The organism is Pseudomonas sp. UM16, assembly GCF_050312595.1.
Taxonomy (GTDB): domain Bacteria; phylum Pseudomonadota; class Gammaproteobacteria; order Pseudomonadales; family Pseudomonadaceae; genus Aquipseudomonas.
Genome location: NZ_JBNPJT010000025.1, coordinates 1 through 19,999 on the forward strand (window position 1 = coordinate 1; position 19,999 = coordinate 19,999).

The window sequence follows — 19,999 nt, forward strand, 5'->3', positions numbered from 1 at the left end:
TTGCCGCTGGCATCGATGTTTACGGTGTGGTTCTGGCCACCGACGTTAACGGTCAGGGTGGTCGTACCCTGTGGCGGGTTGCTCAGCTGGAAGTGGAAGGTGACGTTAGCGTCGCCTTCTTTCGCCGGGTCAGCAGTGACGGCCACGGTGGTGGTGTCGGTGGTGTCTTTGACTTCAGCAGTGCCAGTCGCGCCGGTCAGGTCAGTGGCTTCGTAGTTGCCGCCGTTCACCGCAGTCACGGTCGCTTCGACAGTAGTACCGTCTTTGTAGACGTCTTCACCGTTGGTATTCGGAACCGACAGGGTGCCCTTGCCGCTGGCATCGATGTTTACGGTGTGGTTCTGGCCACCGACGTTGACGGTCAGGGTGGTCGTACCCTGTGGCGGGTTGCTCAGCTGGAAGTGGAAGGTGACGTTAGCGTCGCCTTCTTTCGCCGGGTCAGCAGTGACCGCCACGGTAGTGGCGTCGATGGTATCAGTGATCTGGGTCACCGCCGGAGTAGTGTCCGGAGTAATCACCACGCCGCCGCCACCACTGGTGCCGGTAATGGTCGCGGAGATTTCGCTGGCATCCAGGTACACCGTGTCGTTCGGCGGGATGGTCACGCTGACGCTGCCGCTGGTTTGGCCTGCGTTGATGACAATTACCTGGCCGTTGGACAGGGTCACGGTCAGGTCGGTCAGCGGCGGCTGGCCGATGGTGGCGGTGTAGATAATCACGCCACCCGCTTCAGTGATCGAAGGCGTAGCGCTCAAGGTCAGCCCGGTAGGGACGGCTTGCGCTGGGTTGTTGCTGTTGTCCAGGCCGCCCAGTTCTTCGCGGCCAGTGTCGGTAGCAAAACCGATAGGACCGGTGGGGAAGCCAATGGTTGGGTCGACCGAGCCTGCAGTGGCATCCAGCATGACAAAACTGTGGCCACCACCGGCGGCGCCACCAGAGCCTGCGGCCGAAGGGCCGGCAGCAGTGGCTTCAAGTTCGGTAGTCGGGTCGGCACCGGCGGCGATAGCCTGCTGCAGCTCTTCAACCGAAGGCGCAGCCTGGGCAGTCGCTGCCGCCAGATCAGAGATGCTGTCTGGCGTGTCGGCGCTCCATTGGGTGTCACGGCCCAGGTCCAGGGTGCGGCCGTCGGCCAGTTCCAGGGTGACGGCACCAGCGAGACCGGTCAGCACTTGTTCGCCAGCGAACAGGCGGTCACCTTCGATCAGTACGCGGCGCGCCCCTTCCGGGGATACGGCGATAACTTGGCCAATAATGCTTTTGACGATAGCAACAACGCTGCTCATTGGACTCTCCGGTATACCCGTTCAATTTTGGCTTCCATGCCAAGCCGGCGCTGAATTGCCGCTTCCGATGGAATGTATCTATAGAAAATTGACGCGCTTTGGCGTCAATATTACGTCAATAACTATTGGCTATTACTTTTATGCCAAAGTATTGACCTTATGCTTGTCATCCTAAACAATCACCGCCGTAATGTCACATTGATATTTGAGCGGCTTCCACCCTTCCTGCGTACATTCCAGTACCCCTTCGGATGTTTTCCGACATAAGGTCAACCGGTTGCCATTTTCGAATGCAGCAACGTTTTTTGCTGTGATTTGGGACAAGAGGTCCCTGGGAAAAAAGTTAAATGCGCGCGTCACTGTTCACTGCTCTTCCTTTCGCCCTTGCTGCCAGTTTCGTTCAAGCACAAAGCCTGCCAGAGGCCATGCAGAAAGCCCTTGAGGTTCATCCTGAGATCCAGGCCGGGGTCAACAGCCGTATTGCTGCTGACTACCAACTGCGTGCCGCCAAGGGCGGCTATTTGCCGCGGGTCGATGTGCTGGCAGGTTATGGCCGCGAAGGGACTGACAGCCCGAGCACTGGCAACCAATGGGAGACCCTCAACCGTGGTGAATCGAGCCTGCGCCTGCGGCAAATGGTTTTTGACGGTTTTGCCACTTCCAGCGAAGTAGGGCGTCAACAAGCCACCGTTAACTCGCGTGCCTACTCGTTGCTGGGCTCCTCCGAGCGCACCGCGCTGACCGTCGCCCAGGTCTACCTGGACGTCCTCACCCGCCGTGAAATGGTGCGTCTGGCCGAAGACAACCTGCGCAGCCACGAGCGCATTTACGATCAGATCAAATTGCGTACATCCCGCGGTGTTGGGCGCTTGGCTGACCTTGACCAGGCCGAAGCACGTCTGGCCCAAGCGCGTAACAACCTGATCACCGAACAAACCAACCTGGCTGACGCCAAGACCAACTACTTGAGCGTGGTTGGCCAAATGCCTGATGAGCTGAGCCCGCCTGCACCGTTCATCGATTTGTTGCCGGCCAATCTCGACGAAGCCCGTCAACAAATGATCGAAAGCAGCCCGATCCTGCGTTCGGCGGAGTCCGATATCGCGGCGGCGGAAAAGCAATACGACGCGGCGAAGTCGACGTTCTATCCACGTTTCGATGCAGAACTCGGACGGACGGCCGATAACGACATTGATGGCATGAACGGCCACAATAACGAATGGCAGGCTATGCTTCGTATGAGCTTTAACCTGTATGCCGGTGGTAGCAACAAGGCCGACCTGGAGTCCAAGTCGTACCTGACCAACCAGGCGCTGGACATTCGTAACAATGCCTTGCGCCAGCTCAATGAAGAATTAGGCCTGGCATGGAATGCTCTGGACAACGCCAACGCGCAATTGCCTATTGCCCAGCAATATGTCGACTACAGCAACAACGTGCGCTCTGCCTACCAGAAGCAATTCAGCCTGGGCGAGCGGACGTTGCTCGACTTGCTCGATAGTGAAAACGAACTGTTCACCGCTCAGCGTCGATTGACCGAAGTGAAGAACAGCCAAGTGTTTACTCAGTATCGAATCAAGGCGACCATTGGCCAGTTGCTCAAGAGTCAGGGCGTTGTCGCCCCGATGGCATCTGTTGTGCAAAACGATATGAAACCGAAAGTGAGCCTGCCCGGTATGAACTGAGGCTCAGTTTAATCTCCAACCGCAATTATCAAGAGAAGCCGCGTGGAATCAGAAGTCAGTCGAGTCCAACTCAGCCATGATCCACGCAGTCAGCACGACGATCCGTTGCTGGACAGCCTGCTATCCCTCTGTGTGCTGCACCAGAAGCCCGCCAGCCGAGCGATGCTGACCACTGGCCTGCCGCTGCCGGCCCAGCGCCTGAGCCCGGAGTTGCTGCCGCGTGCAGCGGCCCGTGCCGGCCTGCAGGGGCGCTTGTTGCAGCGCAAGCTTGAGCAGATTCCGGCCATTGCCATGCCGGCCATGCTGCTGCTCAAGGACGGTCGCAGTACGGTATTGCTGGGTTGGGAGAATGATGACACGGCGCGACTGTTGCTCAGCGAAAGCGACGGTGGCGAGGTGCATGTCAGTCGCGAAGCACTGCAAAGCGACTACAGCGGGCGGGTATTCTTCGCTCAGCCGCAGCACAAGTTCGACGTCAATCACGGCAACCTGATTCCGCGCGCGCGCTCCTGGTTCCGTGACACCCTCAAGCGCAGTCGCTGGCTGTACATCGATGCCATCGCCGCCAGCCTGGTGATCAACCTGATCGCCCTGGCCGCGCCGCTGTTCGTGATGAATGTCTACGATCGCGTGGTCCCCAACCAGGCGACCGCGACCCTGTGGGTGCTGGCTATCGGTATCGCCGGTGCGTACATCTTCGACCTTATCCTCAAGGGTCTGCGCAGTCTGTGTCTTGACCTTGCCGGGAAAAAGACCGACCTGATCATCTCTGCCACTTTGTTCGAGCGCATCGTCGGCATGGCGATGAAGTATCGCCCGGCGCGGGTCGGCAGCTTTGCCCAGAACATCCATGAATTCCAAGGGCTACGCGACTTCCTCGCGTCACTGACCCTGACCAGCCTGATCGACCTGCCGTTCACCCTGCTGATCCTGCTGGTGATCGCTATCATTGGCGGCCACCTGGTGTGGATTCCGATCGTTGCCTTCCCGCTGGCATTGGGTATTGGCTACGCCCTGCAGAAGCCCCTGGTGGCGACGCTGGAGCGGACCATGGCGCTGGCTTCCGAGCGTCAGTCGAGCCTGATTGAAACCCTGGCCAGCCTCGATGCAGTCAAGGTCAACAATGCCGAAAGCGAACGTCAGTACATGTGGGAGCAGACCATTGGCACCCTCAGTCGCCTGGAACTGCGGGTCAAGGTGCTGTCGGGCATGGCGATGAACGTGACCCTGCTGATCCAGCAACTGGCCGGTGTCGCGTTGATTTGTGCCGGTGTCTACCAGATCATCGCCGGCAACCTCAGCATGGGTGGCCTGATCGCCTGCTACATGCTCAGTGGCCGCGCCCTGGGCCCATTGGCGCAGTTGTCCGGTTTACTGACCCGATACCAGCAGGCCAAGGTCACCATGGTCTCCACCGATCAGATGATGGAACTGCCGCAAGAGCGCAACTTCGAAGAGCGTCCGCTGAGCCGCCAGGTGCTGCAGGGTGCCATCGAGTTTCGCGGCGTTGATTTCACCTACCCGAACCAGCAGAACCTGGCGCTCAAGAGTGTCAGTCTGACCATTCGGCCGGGTGAGAAAATCGGCATCATTGGCCGTAGCGGCTCGGGCAAGAGCTCGCTGGCCAAGTTGATCGTTGGTCTTTACGAAGCCGACGGCGGTTCGCTGTTGGTCGATGGCGTGGATATCCGTCAGGTCGACGTCAGCGAGCTGCGCCACAACATCGGCTACGTCCCTCAGGACATCCAGTTGATGGCCGGCACCTTGCGCGACAACCTGGTCAGCGGTGCGCGCTATGTCGAGGACGAAATGGTCCTGCAGGCCGCCGAATTGTCGGGTGTCCATGAGTTTGCCCGCCTGCATCCGCAGGGGTATGAATTGCAGGTTGGTGAACGCGGTCAGAACCTCTCCGGTGGCCAGCGCCAGAACGTTGCTCTGGGCCGGGCGCTGTTGCTCAACCCGCAGATTCTGCTGCTCGACGAGCCCACCAGCGCCATGGACAACACGGGTGAAGAACGTCTCAAGCAACGCCTCCAGGCCGTTGTTGAAAACAAGACCGTGGTCCTGGTCACCCACCGGGCATCGTTGTTGTCACTGGTCGACCGGCTGATTGTCGTGGACCGTGGGCAGATTGTTGCGGATGGCCCGAAAGCCGCCGTCATGGATGCGCTGAAGAAGGGGCAGATCAGTGTTGCATAAGGTGGATATGGGCCGTTTCAAGGAAAGCCTGCGCAAGTACTTCAAAGGCTCGGAGTCGCTTAGCGGTCAGCCGCTGCCCGAAGTGAACAAAGCGCTGATCGAGGATGCACCACGCATTGTACGCCTGACCATCTGGGGGGTGATCGCCTTCTTCCTGTTCATGGGCTTGTGGGCCAATTTTGCGATCATCGACGAAGTCACCCGCGGCGAAGGCAAGGCGATTCCGTCGTCCAAGCTGCAGAAGATCCAGAACCTGGAAGGCGGTATCGTTGCCGAGATCTATGCCAAAGAAGGCCAGATCGTTGAAGCCGGCGCACCGCTGTTGCGTCTGGACGATACCCGTTTTGTCTCCAACGTCGGTGAGACCGAGGCCGATCGACTGGCCATGGCCTTGCGTGTGGAGCGCCTGAGCGCCGAAGTCGATGACCGGCCATTAAAGATCGACGAAGAAATCCGCAAGGCGGCGCCAAGCCAGGCGTCCAACGAAGAGGCGCTGTATCAGAGCCGCCGTCAGCAGTTACAGGACGAGATCGGCGGCCTGCAGGAGCAGTTGGTACAGCGTCAGCAGGAACTGCGTGAATTCAGTTCCAAGCAGGGGCAGTACCGCAACAGCCTGCAGCTGCTGCGCCAGGAAATCAGCATGTCCGAGCCATTGGTGGCTCAGGGCGCGATTTCACAGGTTGAAGTGCTGCGTCTCAAGCGTGCCGAGGTGGAAAACCGCGGCCAGCTGGACGCCACCTCGCTGGCCATTCCGCGTGCCGAGTCGGCGATCAAGGAAGTCGAGCGCAAGATCGATGAGACCCGCGGCAAATTCCGCAGCGATGCCCTCATGCAGCTCAATGAAGCACGTACCGACTTGAGCAAGGCCCAGGCCACCGGTAAAGCGCTGGATGATCGGGTTAACCGCACCCTGGTGACCTCGCCAGTGCGCGGTATCGTCAAGCAGCTGTTGGTCAATACCGTCGGTGGTGTAATCCAGCCGGGTAGCGACCTGGTCGAAATCGTCCCGTTGGATGACACTCTGTTGGTCGAAGCGCGAATTCGCCCGCAAGATATCGCCTTCCTGCATCCTGGCCAGGAAGCCATGGTCAAGTTTACCGCCTATGACTTCACCATCTATGGTGGGCTCAAAGGCAAGCTGGAACAGATTGGTGCCGACACCATTACCGATGAAGAGAAGAACACCTTCTACGTGATCAAACTGCGTACCGAGCGCAGCCACCTGGGCACCGACGAGAATCCGTTGTTGATCATTCCGGGGATGGTGGCTTCGGTTGACATCATCACCGGCAAGAAAAGCGTGCTGAGCTACCTGCTCAAACCGATCATTCGCGCCCGGGCTGAGGCGCTGCGCGAGCGTTGATCCTGTGGTCATCGCCGGCATTGCCGGCGATGATCGACACTCAGGACGTCTGGTACTGTGCCGCCGCCTTGCTCAAGGTTTCAGCAATCTGCTGACGCAGAGCCAAGGGCTGTTCGACGATCAAACCATCACCCTGACTCAGCAGCCACCAACGCAGCTGCCAACTGTTGCTCACCGTCGCCCGCAAACAGTGGCCTTGCTCCAGCGGGGTCAGTTGCATGTCTGCCGACAGCGGCGTCTCCCGCACCAAGCGTGCCAAGTTGTCGCTGATCCAAGCCTGCAACTCGATTTTGTCGGTAGCGCCAAACTGCAGGGCATCGCTGCGCAGGTAAGCCTGCAGGTCAAAGTCGTGCAAGCCTTCGGTGGCACTGCCGAGCACGCGCAAGTGACGAAAGCGATGCACGGCAAACTGACGAATGTCACTGTACGGCGCAGCAGTAGCGATCAGATAGCTGATCTGGCCACGCTGGATCAGCGCCAGCGGATTGAGGGTCATCTCACTGATCTTGTCGGTGTGCGCCGAGTAGTACTGGCAATGCAGTTGGTACTCCTCAAGCAGGGCATGCTGCAGCGTCTCCAGAATCGTGTCCGGGACTTCTGGGGCCTGCATGTTCATGTCCGCACGGACGCTGGCGACCTTATCCAGCCAACGTGCTGCTTTGTTGGCACTGGACAGGTGTTCAAGCTTTTGCCGGGCATGGCTGAAACGTGCATCAAGCACTTTGAGCATGCTGCTGGGCAGCAACGGTCGCACCGCTTCCTCGACCAATGCCAGGCTCAGCGCCTCGTTGATACTGATGCCACGCAGTTCAACACAGGCATTGGTTGCCCAGTGCCAGCCATAGGGGATGCTTTTATCATTGCGCTCCAGCGGAAAGATCAGTGACAGCTCATTCAAATCGCGTTCGATGCTGCGTTTGCTGATGGAGAAGCCGGCGTCTTGCAGGCGCCCCACCAGCTCGGCGCTGGTGATGCCTGGCGAACGGCTGGGCAATTGGCGCAGCAACTCCCATTGACGGCTGAGGGTGGCGCGGGTGGTGGCGGAGGGCAAAAGGTGGCGTCCTTGTCTAGTCTTGCGGTTGTAGCATGGTCCTAGTGGAAAGATATGGCAATTGGCCATTTATCTATCAGATCAAGGATGAAGCAGTTGATTTGCCTCAACCGAATCGTTCGCGACAGGTTTTGTCGTGGCTCTGCGCAGAATCACGCCTCATTACACCCGCCATCAGTTCGGGGGGTTGTTCAATGAGGATGAACATGTCAGCTGCCAGCAACATCTACCCACTGCTCGAGCGCCTGCTACCAGAGCGCATCATTCCGGCGCCTGGTCGCTGCGGTCAGCTGGAGCGGCTGTACAACGGTGTTGGGATGCCCAGTCAGCGCGCAGCCCTGGGCGAAAGTTTCATCTTGATCAGTCGTCTGGACGAGGCCACGGACTTGCAGGCGCTGTACAACGATCTGCGCGATCAGGCCCTGGATGGCAATGTCGCGGCGCTCAATGACCTGGGCTGGATCTGGCTCAATGGCAAATACTGGCGCGCCGACCCGACACTGGCCGGCCACTTGCTACGCATGGCTGCGTTGCAGGGCAGTGCCCCGGCCTGGTTCAACCTGGGTCAGCAGTACTATTTCGGTAAAGGTGTGGAAGTGGCCTATGCCACCGCAGCGGAGTACTACCAACACGCTTTTGAACGCGGTTTGGAGCAGGCTGCAGCCGCGTTGGGCGATCTCTACGAAGAAGAGATCTGCGACAGCGATGAGCAACGCTGGGTGGTCGACCTGCAACAGGCTTACCGTTGGTTCTTGCGCGGTGCTGAGCGGGGCGAGGCGCGCTGCCGGTTCGAAGTTGGCTACCGACTGCTGCACGGGCAGAGCGTGGCGGCAGACCATAAAGCGGGGGTGTACTGGCTGGAGCTCGCGGCTGTCGCCGGTGTGATGCAGGCGGCTGAAGAGCTGGCGGTGCACTTCAGCGTTTCCCAGAATGCCTTGCGTTACCTGTTCTGGCGTGACCAGGCCATCGCCATGGGTAGCTCGCTGGCACTGACCATGAAGCTGGAAGATCAGATACAGCCATGAAGGTGGCACCCGTCAGCCACGCTTGACGGCGGGGGCGTGGATCGAAGAATATAGATAGTTAGCAAACTATGAATATAGCAACGGCTCATCCTCCATGACTCTTGAAGCGCTGCACCTGAACATCAGCACCGGCATGGTGGTGGCCAGTCGGCTCTGGCGTCGCATCTGTCAGACGACACTGGTCGGCTACGGTGTTTCCGAGGCTTGCGCCATGCCGCTGCTGACGATCGTGCGCCTGGGCGATGGCGTGCACCAAGTAGCGGTTGCCCAGGCTGCAGGACTTGAAAGCCCATCCCTGGTGCGCCTGCTCGACCAATTGTGCAGTTCAGGGCTGGTTTGCCGGACGGAAGATCCGGTGGATCGGCGCGCCAAGGCCTTGAGCCTGACCCATCGTGGCCGGGAGGTGGCCGAAGCCATTGAGGGTGAGCTGGTACGCCTGCGCCAAGAGATCCTGCACGGTATTGACGAAGCCGACCTGCTGGCGACCCTGCGCGTCTTGCACGCCTTCGAGGCCGCTGCACAGCGCACGCCGGGCGTGCCTTCATGAAGGGCTTCTTCAGCACCTTGCCACCTGCCCGTGACTGGTTCTACGGCGTGCGCACATTCGCCGCGTCGATGATTGCGTTGTACATCGCTTTGCTCATGCAGTTGCCCCGGCCTTATTGGGCCATGGCCACTGTCTATATCGTTTCCAGCCCTTTCGTTGGTCCGACCAGTTCCAAAGCGTTGTACCGCGCCATGGGGACGCTGTTGGGTGCTGCTGGCGCGGTGTTCCTGGTGCCAATGCTGGTGCAGACACCACTGCTGCTGACCGTGGCCATTGCCTTGTGGACCGGCACCTTGCTGTTCCTCTCGCTGCACCTGCGTACCGCCAACAGCTATGCCTTGATGTTGGCCGGTTATACCTTGCCGATGATTGCCCTACCGGTGGTCGACGACCCGCTGCGGGTGTTTGATATCGCGTCCTCACGGGCCCAGGAAATCTGCCTGGGTATCGTCTGTGCCGCAGTGGTCGGCGCAATCTTCTGGCCGCGTCGGCTGGCCCCGGTGCTGGTTGGCGCTACCGGCAACTGGTTCAACGAAGCAATCCGCTACAGCGATACCTTTCTGGCCCGCCAGACGTCGGCTGATAGCGTTGGCGCTTTGCGCGCCTCGATGGTGACCACCTTCAACTCGCTGGAGTTGATGATTGGCCAACTGTCCCACGAAGGTGCACGGCCGCAGACGGTCAAAAATGCCCGCGAATTACGTGGCCGAATGATTCATCTGTTGCCGGTGGTTGACGCTCTCGACGACGCCTTGTTGGCCTTGGAGGCCCGTGCGCCGGCAGAGGCAAAACAACTGCAACCACTGCTGGAGCAGGCGCGAGACTGGCTGAAAAGTACCGCCAGTGACGCCGAACCGCGTCGCTGGTCGAGCTTGAAGGCGCAGCTTGAACACCTGCAGCCGAGCGCCGCGGCATTGGATGAACGTGCTGCGCTGTTGCTCTCCAATGCGCTCTACCGCCTGGCTGAATGGGTCGACCTGTGGCAAGACTGCTGCAGCCTGCAACATGCCATCCGCAACGATGACCAGTCGCCATGGCGCGCGGTGTATCGGCACTGGCGCCTGGGGCGGCTGACGCCGTTCTTTGACCGTGGCCTGATGCTCTACTCCGTGTTCTCCACGGTCACAGCGATCATCGCCGCCACCACTCTGTGGATTCTCTCGGGCTGGAGCGATGGCGGCAGTGCGGTAATTCTTGCTGCAGTAGCCTGCAGTTTCTTCGCCGCCATGGACGACCCGGCCCCGCAGATCTACCGGTTCTTTTTCTGGACGGCGGCGTCGGTGGTGTTTGCCAGCTTGTACTTGTTCCTGGTGCTACCGAACCTGCATGACTACCCGATGCTGGTGCTGGCCTTTGCTGTGCCGTTCATCTGTGTCGGCACGCTCACGGTGCAACCTCAGTTTTACCTCGGCACTTTGCTGACCATCGTCAACACCGCTTCGTTCATCAGCATTCAGGGCGCCTACGACGCCAACTTCCTGACCTTCATCAACTCCAACCTGGCAGGGCCGGTAGGGCTGTTGTTTGCCTTCATCTGGACCTTGGTGATGCGTCCTTTCGGTATCGAACTGGCGGCCAAGCGCCTGACCCGCTTCAGCTGGCGTGACATCGTCGGCATGACCCGTCTGGCAACATTGGCCGAACACCGGCGCCTGGGCGTGCAAATGCTTGACCGTCTGATGCAACTGTTGCCGCGCCTGATCCAGACTGGCCAGGATACCGGCACCGCCCTGCGCGACCTGCGTGCGGGCCTGAACTTGCTCGATCTACTCGCCTACATGCCACGGGTCGGTGCGCAGACACGGGCGCCGCTGGAGCGGGTGGTTGAAGAAGTTGGCGAGCATTTTCAGGCGTGTCTGGACGCCCGCCAGCGTCTACATGCGCCGCCGGTTCTGTTGCAAAGCATGGAGCGCGCCCGCCGCGCCTTGAACCTGAACGACCTGGCCGACAACAGCGAAACCCGGCTGCAATTGCTGCACGCCTTGAGCGGCCTGCGCCTGGCCTTGCTGCCAGGGGTTGAGGTGGTGCTGGAGCCGTCTGACGAGCCACCGCAACTGCCCTATGGTATCGATGGAGCCCCCCTGTGATCGGTGAACTGGATATCAGCGGGGTATTTCTGCCCACGCTGCTGGTGATGATGGTTCTCACCTATCTGCTGTTTCTCGGGGTGCATGCTGTGCTTACCCGTGTGCATTTCTACCGCCTGGTCTGGCACCGGGCGTTGTTTAACGTTGCTCTCTACGCCGTGCTGCTTGGCACGGTCGACCACTTTTGCCGAAACCTGATGCTGCCATGAAAAAACCCTTGTTGACCCTGGGCCGCGTGGTCCTGACCCTGCTGGTAGTGACACTGGCGACCGTACTGGTCTGGCAGATGGTCATGTACTACATGTTCGCTCCCTGGACCCGCGACGGGCACATCCGCGCCGACGTGATCCAGATTGCCCCGGACGTCTCCGGCCTGATCCAGAAGGTTGACGTGCGTGACAACCAGGTGGTCAAACGCGGCGACGTGCTGTTCACCATCGACCAGGATCGTTTCAAGCTAGCCCTGCGCCATGCTCAGGCGACCTTGGCCGAACGCAAGGAAACACTGGCTCAGACCCGCCGGGAAGCCCGCCGTAACCGTGGCCTGGGCAACCTGGTGGCGCAGGAGCAACTGGAAGAGAGCCAGTCCCGCGAGGCCCGAGCGCAGTCGGCGCTGGCCGAGGCACAGGTCGCGGTGGACGCTGCGCAGTTGAACCTGGACCGCTCGGTAGTGCGCAGCCCGGTCGATGGCTACCTCAACGACCGTGCACCGCGTCCGCATGAATTTGTCAGTGCTGGGAAAGCCGTGCTCTCGGTGGTCGACAGCAACTCCTACCACGTTGATGGTTACTTCGAAGAAACCAAACTGTCTGGCATTCATATCGGTCAGGCAGTGGATATCCGCGTAATGGGCGACAACGCCCGTTTGCGTGGGCATGTGCAGAGTTTTGCGGCCGGCATTGAAGACCGTGACCGCAGCAGCGGCGCCAACCTGCTGCCGAACGTTAACCCGGCGTTCAGCTGGGTGCGCTTGGCCCAGCGGATACCGGTGCGGATCGCGTTCGATGAAGTGCCGGCGGACTTTCGCATGATCGCCGGGCGTACCGCGACTGTGTCGATTATCGACGGGAAGGACCAATGAAACGCCTGACGCTGCTTGGCTTGAGCCTGTTATTGTCGGCCTGCCAGATGGTCGGGCCGGATTACCAGCTACCCAAGGATAGTGCGATTCAGCGTGCCGACTTACAGGGGCAGCTACGTCAGGATGCCAATAGCGTAGTGTCGGCGCCGGTGCCGCAGAACTGGTGGCACCTGTATCACGATCAGCGCCTCAATACGCTGGTTACTCAAGCCTTGGCAGCCAACACTGAACTGCGCGTCGCCGCTGCCAACATCGCTCGTGCCCGTGCCCAGGTCGAACAGGCTGAGGCCCAGGGCGGACTCAATGGCGGTGTGAAACTCGGGGCTCAGCGTTTGCAGGAGTCCGGCGAGGCGTTTCTGCTGCCGGAGAAAGTGCCGGTGGCGAACATTGGTGAAGCGATCATCAGCGCGTCCTACCAGTTTGACCTGTGGGGCACCCTCAAGCGTGGTGTCGAAGCGGCTCAGGCCAATGCCGATGCCACTCAAGCCGCTGCCGATACGGCCCGAATCACGCTGGTCGCCGATGTTGTGCGCGCTTATACCCAGGTGTGTGCGGCGAACGAGGAGTACCACATCGCCCGTGAGTCCCTGGACCTGCAAGAGCAGAGCGTGACGTTGACCCAGCGTCTGCGCGACGCTGGGCGTGGTGACGAAACCCAGGTCACCCGTTCGCAGACTCAATTCAAATCGCTGCGCGCCGAACTGCCGCGCTACCAGGCGGCACGTGAGGCGGGCTTGTACACCCTGTCGATGCTACTGGCCAAACCAGTGGCACAGCTGCCGGCTGGTACCGCCGACTGTGCTGAACTACCTCACATCGCCCAAGTGCTACCGGTGGGCGATGGCGCTGCGTTGCTCAAGCGCCGTCCGGATATCCGCCAGGCTGAACGAAGCCTTGCGGCGTCCACTGCGACCATCGGTGTGGCCACCGGTCAGCTGTATCCGGACATCAGCATTGGTGCCCAGGTCGGCACCATTGGTATCCTGGAAAACCTTGGCGAGCCGGCGACCAACCGTTGGGGCTTTGGCCCGCTGCTAACCTGGACTGTACCGACCAACGGCTCGCGCGCACGCATTCGCCAGGCCGAGGCTTCGACTCAAGCGGCGCTGGCGCATTTTGATGGGGTGGTGCTCAATGCCATCCGCGAAACCCAGACCAGCCTGGCGCAGTACAGTGCATTACTGGAGCGCCGTGATGCCCTGGCGGAGGCAGAGAAGTCGGCGCAGTTGGCCGCCGATCAGACCCATCGCTTCTATCAGGCTGGACGGGAGTCATTCCTGGCGGACCTGCAGGCGACGCGGACCTATACCGATATGCGCGCGCAACTGGCGATGGCCAATACTCAAGTGGCGATGGGGCAGATTGGTCTATTCCTGGCGTTAGGTGGAGGTTGGTAGATCCGACTTACTGTAGGAGCGGATTAATCCGCGCCCACAGGTTCTGGCGCTATTTATCCACAAAGCCCTTGAGCATCTCGATCGGCAACGGAAAGACAATGGTCGACGACTTGTCCCCGGCAATGCTGCCCAAAGTCTGCATGTAGCGCAGTTGCATGGCCCCCGGCTGGCGCCCGAGGATCTCTGCCGCCTGCATCAGTTTCTCCGAAGCCTGCAATTCCCCTTCGGCGTGAATTACTTTGGCCCGCCGTTCGCGCTCGGCCTCCGCCTGGCGGGCAATAGCGCGGATCATCGACTCGTTGAGGTCGACATGCTTGATCTCGACATTGGCCACCTTGATGCCCCAGGCGTCGGTCTGTGCATCCAGCACCTCGCGGATGTCCTGGTTCAAGCGTTCGCGTTCAGCCAGTAGTTCGTCCAGTTCATGCTTGCCGAGCACCGCGCGCAGAGTGGTCTGCGCCAATTGGCTGGTGGCCATGAGAAAGTCTTCGACCTGAATGATCGCCTTCTGTGGATCAAGCACGCGAAAGTAAAGCACCGCATTGACCTTAACCGAAACGTTGTCACGAGTGATTACATCCTGTGGTGGTACGTCGAGGACGATGGTGCGCAGATCAACCCGAACCATTTGCTGAATGCCTGGAATCAGCAACACCAGGCCAGGCCCTTTGACCCGCCAGAAGCGTCCGAGCTGGAACACTACGCCCCGTTCGTATTCGCGCAAGATGCGAAACGCTGACAGCAACAGCACTGCGGTCAACGCCAGCAGTGCGCCAAAGCCCAGTTCGAAAAACATGCTCAATCTCCTTGCACCACCGCGTCGGCTGCGGCGCTGACGTCCAGAAGTACGCCCTTGCGTGAGATCACCCGGACGCGTTGCCCTACCTGCAGTGGCGATTGGCACTGCGCCTGCCACTGTTCCCCCTGCGCTTGCACTGAACCGATATAGGGGTCGCTGTCATTGACCGCCATCACCGTGGCCAAGCTCCCGACCAACCCGGCATCGCCGCTGACCAGCGCTCGCCTGCGGGCTTTTATGGCCATGCCCAGTACACCGCCAAGCAATAACGCCGAGACCAGCGCCAGAAACAGAATCAGCGGCAGCGGGATGCCGAAGCCGGGCACATCGGTGTCCATCAGGATCACCGCGCCGACCACAAAGGCGACGATGCCACCGAAGCCAACCACCCCAAAGCTGGGCATAAACGCCTCAGCGATCATGAATGCCACGCCAAGCAAAATCAGTGCGATACCGGCATAGCTCACCGGCAACAACTGCAGGGCATACAGGGCCAACAACAGGCAGATGCCGCCGATCACACCACCAACCCCGGAGCCTGGGCTCATGAACTCGAACATCAGGCCATAGACCCCAATCATGATCAGAATCAGGGCGACGCTAGGGTTGGTAATGACCGCCAGCAGGCGTGTGCGCCAGTCGGGCTGACGCTCGATGACCATCGCGCCAGCCGTGTTCAGTTGCAGTGGTTGCCCCGCGACTTCGACGGTTTTGCCGTCGAGTTGTCGCAGTAGGTCGGGCAGGTCATTGGCAACCTGGTCGATCACCTTCAGGCGCAGGGCATCACTGGCGGGCAGGCTGACGGATTCGCGCACTGCCTGCTCAGCCCACTCGGCGTTGCGCCCACGCAGCTGAGCCAAGCCGCGAATGTAGGCAGCCGCATCGTTGACCTGCTTGCGGGTCATGGTGTCTTGTTCGTTCTGCGGTGATTGCTTGTCGCCGGTCGGTGCTGCCGGTGGGGCCGCTGGGTCCTTAGGAGTACCGGGCAGGCCACCGATCTGCACCGGAGTGGCAGCGCCGAGGTTGGTACCCGGGGCCATGGCCGCGACGTGGCTGGCGTAGAGAATGTAGGTGCCGGCACTGGCCGCCCGGGCGCCGCTGGGGGCGACGTAACTGGCCACTGGCACGGGACTGGCGAGGATCGCTTTGATGATCTCGCGCATCGAGCTGTCCAGCCCGCCAGGGGTGTCGAGGCGGATCACCACCAACTGCGCCTGCTCGGCGTTGGCGTGCTCCAGGCCCCGGATCAGATAATCGGCACTGGCCGGACCAATGGCATCGTTGATACTCAGTACCAGCACCGGTTGCCCAGGCGCAGCCTGACCGCTCGACTGCGCGCCAAACCAAAGCACTAACAGCAGGAAGCGAAACCAACGAGCGATCACCTGAATTCACCCGACTTGTACATGTCCAATAAGTTTAGTCGGCTGCCTTGGACAGCACGGCCTAAACTTCACAAGTGGGGGCAAGCTCTATACGGAGGTGCATCATGCGTATGGCAAAAACCCTGCAGCAGTGCCTGGACAAGGCCGGCTGCGACTACGACATCGTTCCTCACGCGCACTCATCCACCAGCCTTGAGTCAGCGCGCATGGCCGGAGTGCCCGCTGAGCGGGTGGCCAAGTCAGTCATGCTCGACGACCGCCATGGCAATTACCTGATGGCGGTGTTACCGGCCAACCGCCACCTGGACATGAGCAAGGTGCAGGCGACCGGGCAATGGCACATGACCTCGGAAAGCAACCTGCCACACCTGTTTGGTGACTGTGAGCGCGGTGCTATCCCGGCCATGGGCGAGGCCTATTCGATCAAAATGCTGGTCGACCCGACCCTGACCCGCCAGGGCGATATCTATGTCGAAGCCGGCGATCACGATCACCTGATCCACATGAACATGACGCAATACCTGAAACTGGTGCCTAACGCCGAAGTGCGTGAGGTTTGCTGATGATCAACCCACTGCCAGGCTGGCGTCGTGGACGACTGGCCTGGCCCCAAGGAGTGACCCATGGAAGCACCTACCCATAAGTTTTCAGAGTTGTTCAAACAGTTGGGTTTGCCTGACGACCCGGTCGGCATCGACCAATTCCTTACCAGTCATTCGCCACTAAAGGGCGATATAAAGCTGGTCGATGCGCCATTTTGGACGCCGTCTCAAAAGGCTTTTCTCCAAGAGAGTGTCATTGAAGACTCCGACTGGGCGGTGCCCTTCGACCAGCTCAACGAGGCCTTGCGTAACCCGAGAAAATAAACGCCGAGCGGCACCTGTTACCGGCGTTCGGCGTTGCTATGCTCAGAAAAAAACAACAGGGGACAGCGCCAATGAAAGAGCCCTATGCCGTTGGTTTTTGGTGTGCCGTGACCGCTTTGAGCTTGCTGACCGTCGGCTATTTCTATGGAGTCAAAGAGACCTATCAACTCAACCAGGCCCTGGTGTTTCTCTATGCAGCCGGTGGTGTGATCGGGGCGTTGGCGCTGACGGCGCTGGCCTGGATCGCCTGGCAGCAACTAAGGGTCAGCAAACGCCAGCTGGCCCAGGGGCGCACCTTGGTGGCGATCTGGAACACCAAGGTTGCCTTGCGGCGAGTTGAAACCGTGTTCGACCGTTATTTCTGGGGCAGCTACTGGCAGCCGGGGCGCACCTTCCAGGAAGTCATGGGGGAGCTTGAAGGCACACCGCTTGAGCAAAGCCTCGAAGCCCTCAAGCGCCAATGTCGGGAGCTGGACAAGGAAACCCATGACCTGCGCCGGCACTGGCTGGACAACGCCCGTGAGCTCTCCACCGTAGCCACCGCCATGGCCCGTGAGCGTTACCAACTGGACCTGTGCGATTCGCAGCAAAGCAGCGGGCGAGGGGGCGCGGTGCTCAATCGTGATCTGGAAGTGCTGGTTTACACCTGGTCGGCGCGCCTGCGCAGCTTCGACCACCAGCTCGATGAGCTGGAGGGCGAATACCGCTGAGAGCGTTCGCGGCGGCTCAATCGCCGCGAATGTACTGCTCCAGCTGCAGGATCATGTTGGCCTGTTCGGCGATGGCCTCTTTGACCAGGTCACCGATCGACAACAGGCCCAGCAGTTCGCCGTTCTCCACTACGGGCAAGTGGCGCAAGTGGCTGTTGGTCATCATGTTCATGCAGTACTCGATGTTCTGGTGCGGATCCACAGTGATCACCGGCGCGCTCATGATCGCGCTGACCGGGGTGCCCACTGACGAACGGCCCTTAAGCACCATCTTGCGCGCATAGTCACGTTCACTGACGATTCCCACTACGTGACCACCCTCGACCACCGGTAAGGCACCGACGTTTTTCTCGGCCATCAGTCGGAGCGCATCGAGGACCATATGGTCGGGGCCAATAGTATGGACCTGGTGATGCTGCTGGGCTTTGGTTTTCAGGAGCTGTGCCACGGTTTTCATAGAGGCCTCTGCGATGCTAGGAATTGATGACGGCAGATCCCTAAAGAATCGTGTACAGATCGCCGCAGGGCAAGGGAGAAAGCGGCATCGAGGCGATTGAAAAACGTCATGGGCATATTTTTAGCCCTGCCGGTTGTTCATCCAACCTCGCAGGGCCGCCTGTTTCAGCTTTTTTGCACAATCACCTGACTGTTCAAGTCATTGAGCATGGCTTCTACCGCCGGTTTCATCTTCTCGTAGTCGGCAACACTGCAGACCGACTTGGGATAGTTGAAGTCGAAGCGGCGATTGACCACAACACTGTTGCCTTCACGCCGGTACTCGGCGCTGTAGTCCAGGTACTGATCCTTGATCTTCACCGCTTTGGGCGAGGCAATGATCTGCACGTCGGCGGGGAACTCGAAGCGTGCTTGCTCTTCGGTGACGCCGGAAATGCAGGTAAAGGCTTGGGTCCGCTGCTTTTCGGCAACGAAGCCGAACACATTCTGGGCGATGCCACCAGCCAGGCTGGACAACGTCGGTACGCCAATAGGGCCGGGCAGGTTAGCCAGGTTTTCACTACGCCCGTCGATGTGCACCGCAAAAGGGCCGCTGCCATCCAGGCTGTCGCTGCTGGCCTTGCCGCTGCCTGTCTGGCCGTATGCGGCGAGGATTTGCTGAACCATCAGATCGCGTTGCGCCGGGGGCATGTTACGCATGCCCCAGCGATTGAGCTCGGCTGCCCAGCCTTCGATCTTCGACTCATGTTGGAACTCAGCCGCGCCGCTGCTGGTGATTTTGAAGGTGGTGCTGTTCTCGACCTTGCTCGGCTGGGTGGCCGGGGTGCGACCGAGGGTGCCTGTGCGGGCCAGCAGGGTAGGTTTATCCAGCACCGGTACCGGCAAATAGCCGCTGGCGATGGCTTCGGCGGTGGAGTCCAGGTACAGGTCCAGGCTCGGGATGTAAGTGATGACATGATTGATCACCCCCAGTGTCGGCACCTTGGGCAGCGTGTAGGCATTGCCGAGGTTGACCAGCGCCGCTGTGCTGTCGATGTTGACGGCGGCCAACAAAGCTTCGAGCAGGACGACGTGGTCTTTGCAGTCACCATAGCGATTGCTCAGAACGGTGTCGGCGGCATGTGGCACGACGCCCCCGGCGCCGATGTAGACCGCCACATAGCGGATGTTGCGGCGCACCCAGTCGCCCAGGGCCAGGGCTTTGTCCCGTGGGTTGTCGTGTTTGGCGGTCAACGCTTGGGCCAGCTCGCGGATGGCTGGGGTCACTTCGCTTTTGGCGCGCGCCGCGTAGGCTTTGGCAAAAGTGCTGTAGTCATCGAAAGTGGAAACCGCCAGGTAGTTGCCGTAGTCCGAATAGGCTACCGAGTCCAGCTCAATCCTGGCGTTGTCACCTGGTTGGTAGTCCCACTGGTAAACCGTACGCCCCGCACTTGCCTTGGGGCTGGAGGCCTTGAAGCCTTTGGCTTCGGCGTGCAGTTTGAGGTTTTCGGGCAGGTCATAGGTCAGGGTGAACTGTTTCACCGGGTTAAACGGCGGCATCGCCAGGTATTCGAACTGGCCGGGGAACAGAGCGGTCTTGCGCTGTTTCTTGAAGCTCAGCACCAAGCGATCGCCCACCGCCACTTCAGGGAAAATAACCGTCTTGACCAGGCTGTCGTGGAACATCGGCGCCTGGGTCGACTGGCTTTCCTGCTGTTCCTTGATTTGCTCGGGACCTACCACTACCTTGCGGCCATCAGGCTTCTGGGTATAAGCCTGGAGCACGTCGAGGCTTTCCATCGTGCGGTTGTAGTACAGCGGGCGTTGAGCCGTGTTCTGGATCGCCCGTTCTTCGTTGATCAGGTAGACCAATTCCTGAGTGGTCTGGTAGCTGCCATCCTCGGCAACCACGGTGTGACGAGTGTCTTTTTCGATGGTGACTGAGGCGTCAGTCCCGTCATCCTTGGCCTGGGCCAGATTGACCGCGAACAGACAACAGAACATTCCGAACAGACGGCTCGGGGTTAAAGCGAGGCGTTTCATAAAGATCCTTCTTGCATAAACTGATTCTAAATAAGAATCACTA

Annotated in this window: 18 protein-coding genes; 12 read left to right on the top strand and 6 right to left on the bottom strand. The window is 60.0% G+C overall.

What is annotated here, in order from left to right:
- Positions 1-1,283 (bottom strand): retention module-containing protein (locus ACQRAX_RS23130; RefSeq protein ID WP_427867758.1); only part of this gene is annotated, 1,283 nt, incomplete at its 3' end.
- A gap of 347 nt (positions 1,284-1,630) precedes the next feature.
- Between ACQRAX_RS23130 and ACQRAX_RS23135 the strand changes: the two genes are divergently transcribed.
- The 3 genes from ACQRAX_RS23135 to ACQRAX_RS23145 are packed head-to-tail and all read left to right on the top strand — an operon-like array spanning position 1,631 to position 6,530.
- On the top strand, positions 1,631-2,968 hold the full coding sequence (locus ACQRAX_RS23135; RefSeq protein ID WP_412038801.1) for a TolC family outer membrane protein: 1,338 nt from the start codon (positions 1,631-1,633) through the stop codon (positions 2,966-2,968).
- A gap of 42 nt (positions 2,969-3,010) precedes the next feature.
- Positions 3,011-5,167 (top strand): type I secretion system permease/ATPase, encoded by a 2,157-nt coding sequence (locus tag ACQRAX_RS23140; RefSeq protein ID WP_412038802.1) that lies wholly within the window; start codon positions 3,011-3,013, stop codon positions 5,165-5,167.
- A gap of 7 nt (positions 5,168-5,174) precedes the next feature.
- Positions 5,175-6,530 (top strand): HlyD family type I secretion periplasmic adaptor subunit, encoded by a 1,356-nt coding sequence (locus ACQRAX_RS23145; protein WP_412039098.1) that lies wholly within the window; start codon positions 5,175-5,177, stop codon positions 6,528-6,530.
- A gap of 40 nt (positions 6,531-6,570) precedes the next feature.
- Here the strand turns inward: ACQRAX_RS23145 and ACQRAX_RS23150 are convergent, their stop codons facing one another.
- A complete protein-coding gene (locus tag ACQRAX_RS23150; protein WP_412038803.1) occupies positions 6,571-7,581 on the bottom strand; it encodes a helix-turn-helix transcriptional regulator in 1,011 nt (336 codons plus the stop codon).
- Positions 7,582-7,787: 206 nt separating this feature from the next.
- Here ACQRAX_RS23150 and ACQRAX_RS23155 point away from each other — a divergent pair, with 206 nt between their 5' ends.
- From ACQRAX_RS23155 to ACQRAX_RS23180, 6 genes are all read left to right on the top strand, one after another.
- Entirely contained in the window at positions 7,788-8,606 is an 819-nt protein-coding gene (locus tag ACQRAX_RS23155; protein ID WP_412038804.1) for a tetratricopeptide repeat protein, read from the top strand.
- 94 nt (positions 8,607-8,700) lie between these two features.
- On the top strand, positions 8,701-9,153 hold the full coding sequence (locus ACQRAX_RS23160) for a MarR family winged helix-turn-helix transcriptional regulator (protein WP_412038805.1): 453 nt from the start codon (positions 8,701-8,703) through the stop codon (positions 9,151-9,153).
- Positions 9,150-11,240 (top strand): FUSC family protein, encoded by a 2,091-nt coding sequence (locus ACQRAX_RS23165; RefSeq protein WP_412038806.1) that lies wholly within the window; start codon positions 9,150-9,152, stop codon positions 11,238-11,240. Before ACQRAX_RS23160 ends, ACQRAX_RS23165 begins: the two co-directional genes overlap by 4 nt.
- Positions 11,237-11,449 (top strand): DUF1656 domain-containing protein, encoded by a 213-nt coding sequence (locus ACQRAX_RS23170; RefSeq protein ID WP_028943804.1) that lies wholly within the window; start codon positions 11,237-11,239, stop codon positions 11,447-11,449. Before ACQRAX_RS23165 ends, ACQRAX_RS23170 begins: the two co-directional genes overlap by 4 nt.
- Complete coding sequence (locus ACQRAX_RS23175) at positions 11,446-12,321, top strand: efflux RND transporter periplasmic adaptor subunit (RefSeq protein ID WP_412038807.1); 876 nt, start codon at positions 11,446-11,448, stop codon at positions 12,319-12,321. Before ACQRAX_RS23170 ends, ACQRAX_RS23175 begins: the two co-directional genes overlap by 4 nt.
- A complete protein-coding gene (locus ACQRAX_RS23180; protein WP_412038808.1) occupies positions 12,318-13,718 on the top strand; it encodes an efflux transporter outer membrane subunit in 1,401 nt (466 codons plus the stop codon). Before ACQRAX_RS23175 ends, ACQRAX_RS23180 begins: the two co-directional genes overlap by 4 nt.
- Positions 13,719-13,767: 49 nt before the next feature.
- On the opposite strand, the gene ACQRAX_RS23185 is transcribed toward ACQRAX_RS23180, so the two are convergent.
- Positions 13,768-14,514, bottom strand: a complete 747-nt coding sequence (locus ACQRAX_RS23185) for a slipin family protein (RefSeq protein WP_412038809.1) — start codon at positions 14,512-14,514, stop codon at positions 13,768-13,770.
- Positions 14,515-14,516: 2 nt separating this feature from the next.
- Positions 14,517-15,902, bottom strand: a complete 1,386-nt coding sequence (locus ACQRAX_RS23190; protein ID WP_412038810.1) for an NfeD family protein — start codon at positions 15,900-15,902, stop codon at positions 14,517-14,519.
- 104 nt (positions 15,903-16,006) lie between these two features.
- On the opposite strand from ACQRAX_RS23190, the gene ACQRAX_RS23195 reads away from it, so the two are divergent.
- The 3 genes from ACQRAX_RS23195 to ACQRAX_RS23205 all read left to right on the top strand — a co-directional run bounded on the left by ACQRAX_RS23195 (position 16,007) and on the right by ACQRAX_RS23205 (position 17,478).
- Positions 16,007-16,465, top strand: coding sequence for an aminoacyl-tRNA deacylase (locus ACQRAX_RS23195; protein ID WP_412038811.1), 459 nt, complete (start codon positions 16,007-16,009; stop codon positions 16,463-16,465).
- Positions 16,466-16,525: 60 nt separating this feature from the next.
- Complete coding sequence (locus ACQRAX_RS23200; protein ID WP_412038812.1) at positions 16,526-16,768, top strand: DUF2789 domain-containing protein; 243 nt, start codon at positions 16,526-16,528, stop codon at positions 16,766-16,768.
- Between the two features lie 71 nt (positions 16,769-16,839).
- Complete coding sequence (locus ACQRAX_RS23205; RefSeq protein ID WP_045181188.1) at positions 16,840-17,478, top strand: hypothetical protein; 639 nt, start codon at positions 16,840-16,842, stop codon at positions 17,476-17,478.
- Between the two features lie 16 nt (positions 17,479-17,494).
- Here ACQRAX_RS23205 and ACQRAX_RS23210 read toward each other — a convergent pair whose 3' ends face one another.
- Both ACQRAX_RS23210 and ACQRAX_RS23215 read right to left on the bottom strand, forming a co-directional pair.
- Positions 17,495-17,935 (bottom strand): CBS domain-containing protein, encoded by a 441-nt coding sequence (locus tag ACQRAX_RS23210; RefSeq protein WP_412038813.1) that lies wholly within the window; start codon positions 17,933-17,935, stop codon positions 17,495-17,497.
- 164 nt (positions 17,936-18,099) lie between these two features.
- Positions 18,100-19,956, bottom strand: a complete 1,857-nt coding sequence (locus ACQRAX_RS23215; RefSeq protein ID WP_412038814.1) for a DUF3857 domain-containing transglutaminase family protein — start codon at positions 19,954-19,956, stop codon at positions 18,100-18,102.
- Between the last annotated feature and the right edge of the window lie 43 nt (positions 19,957-19,999).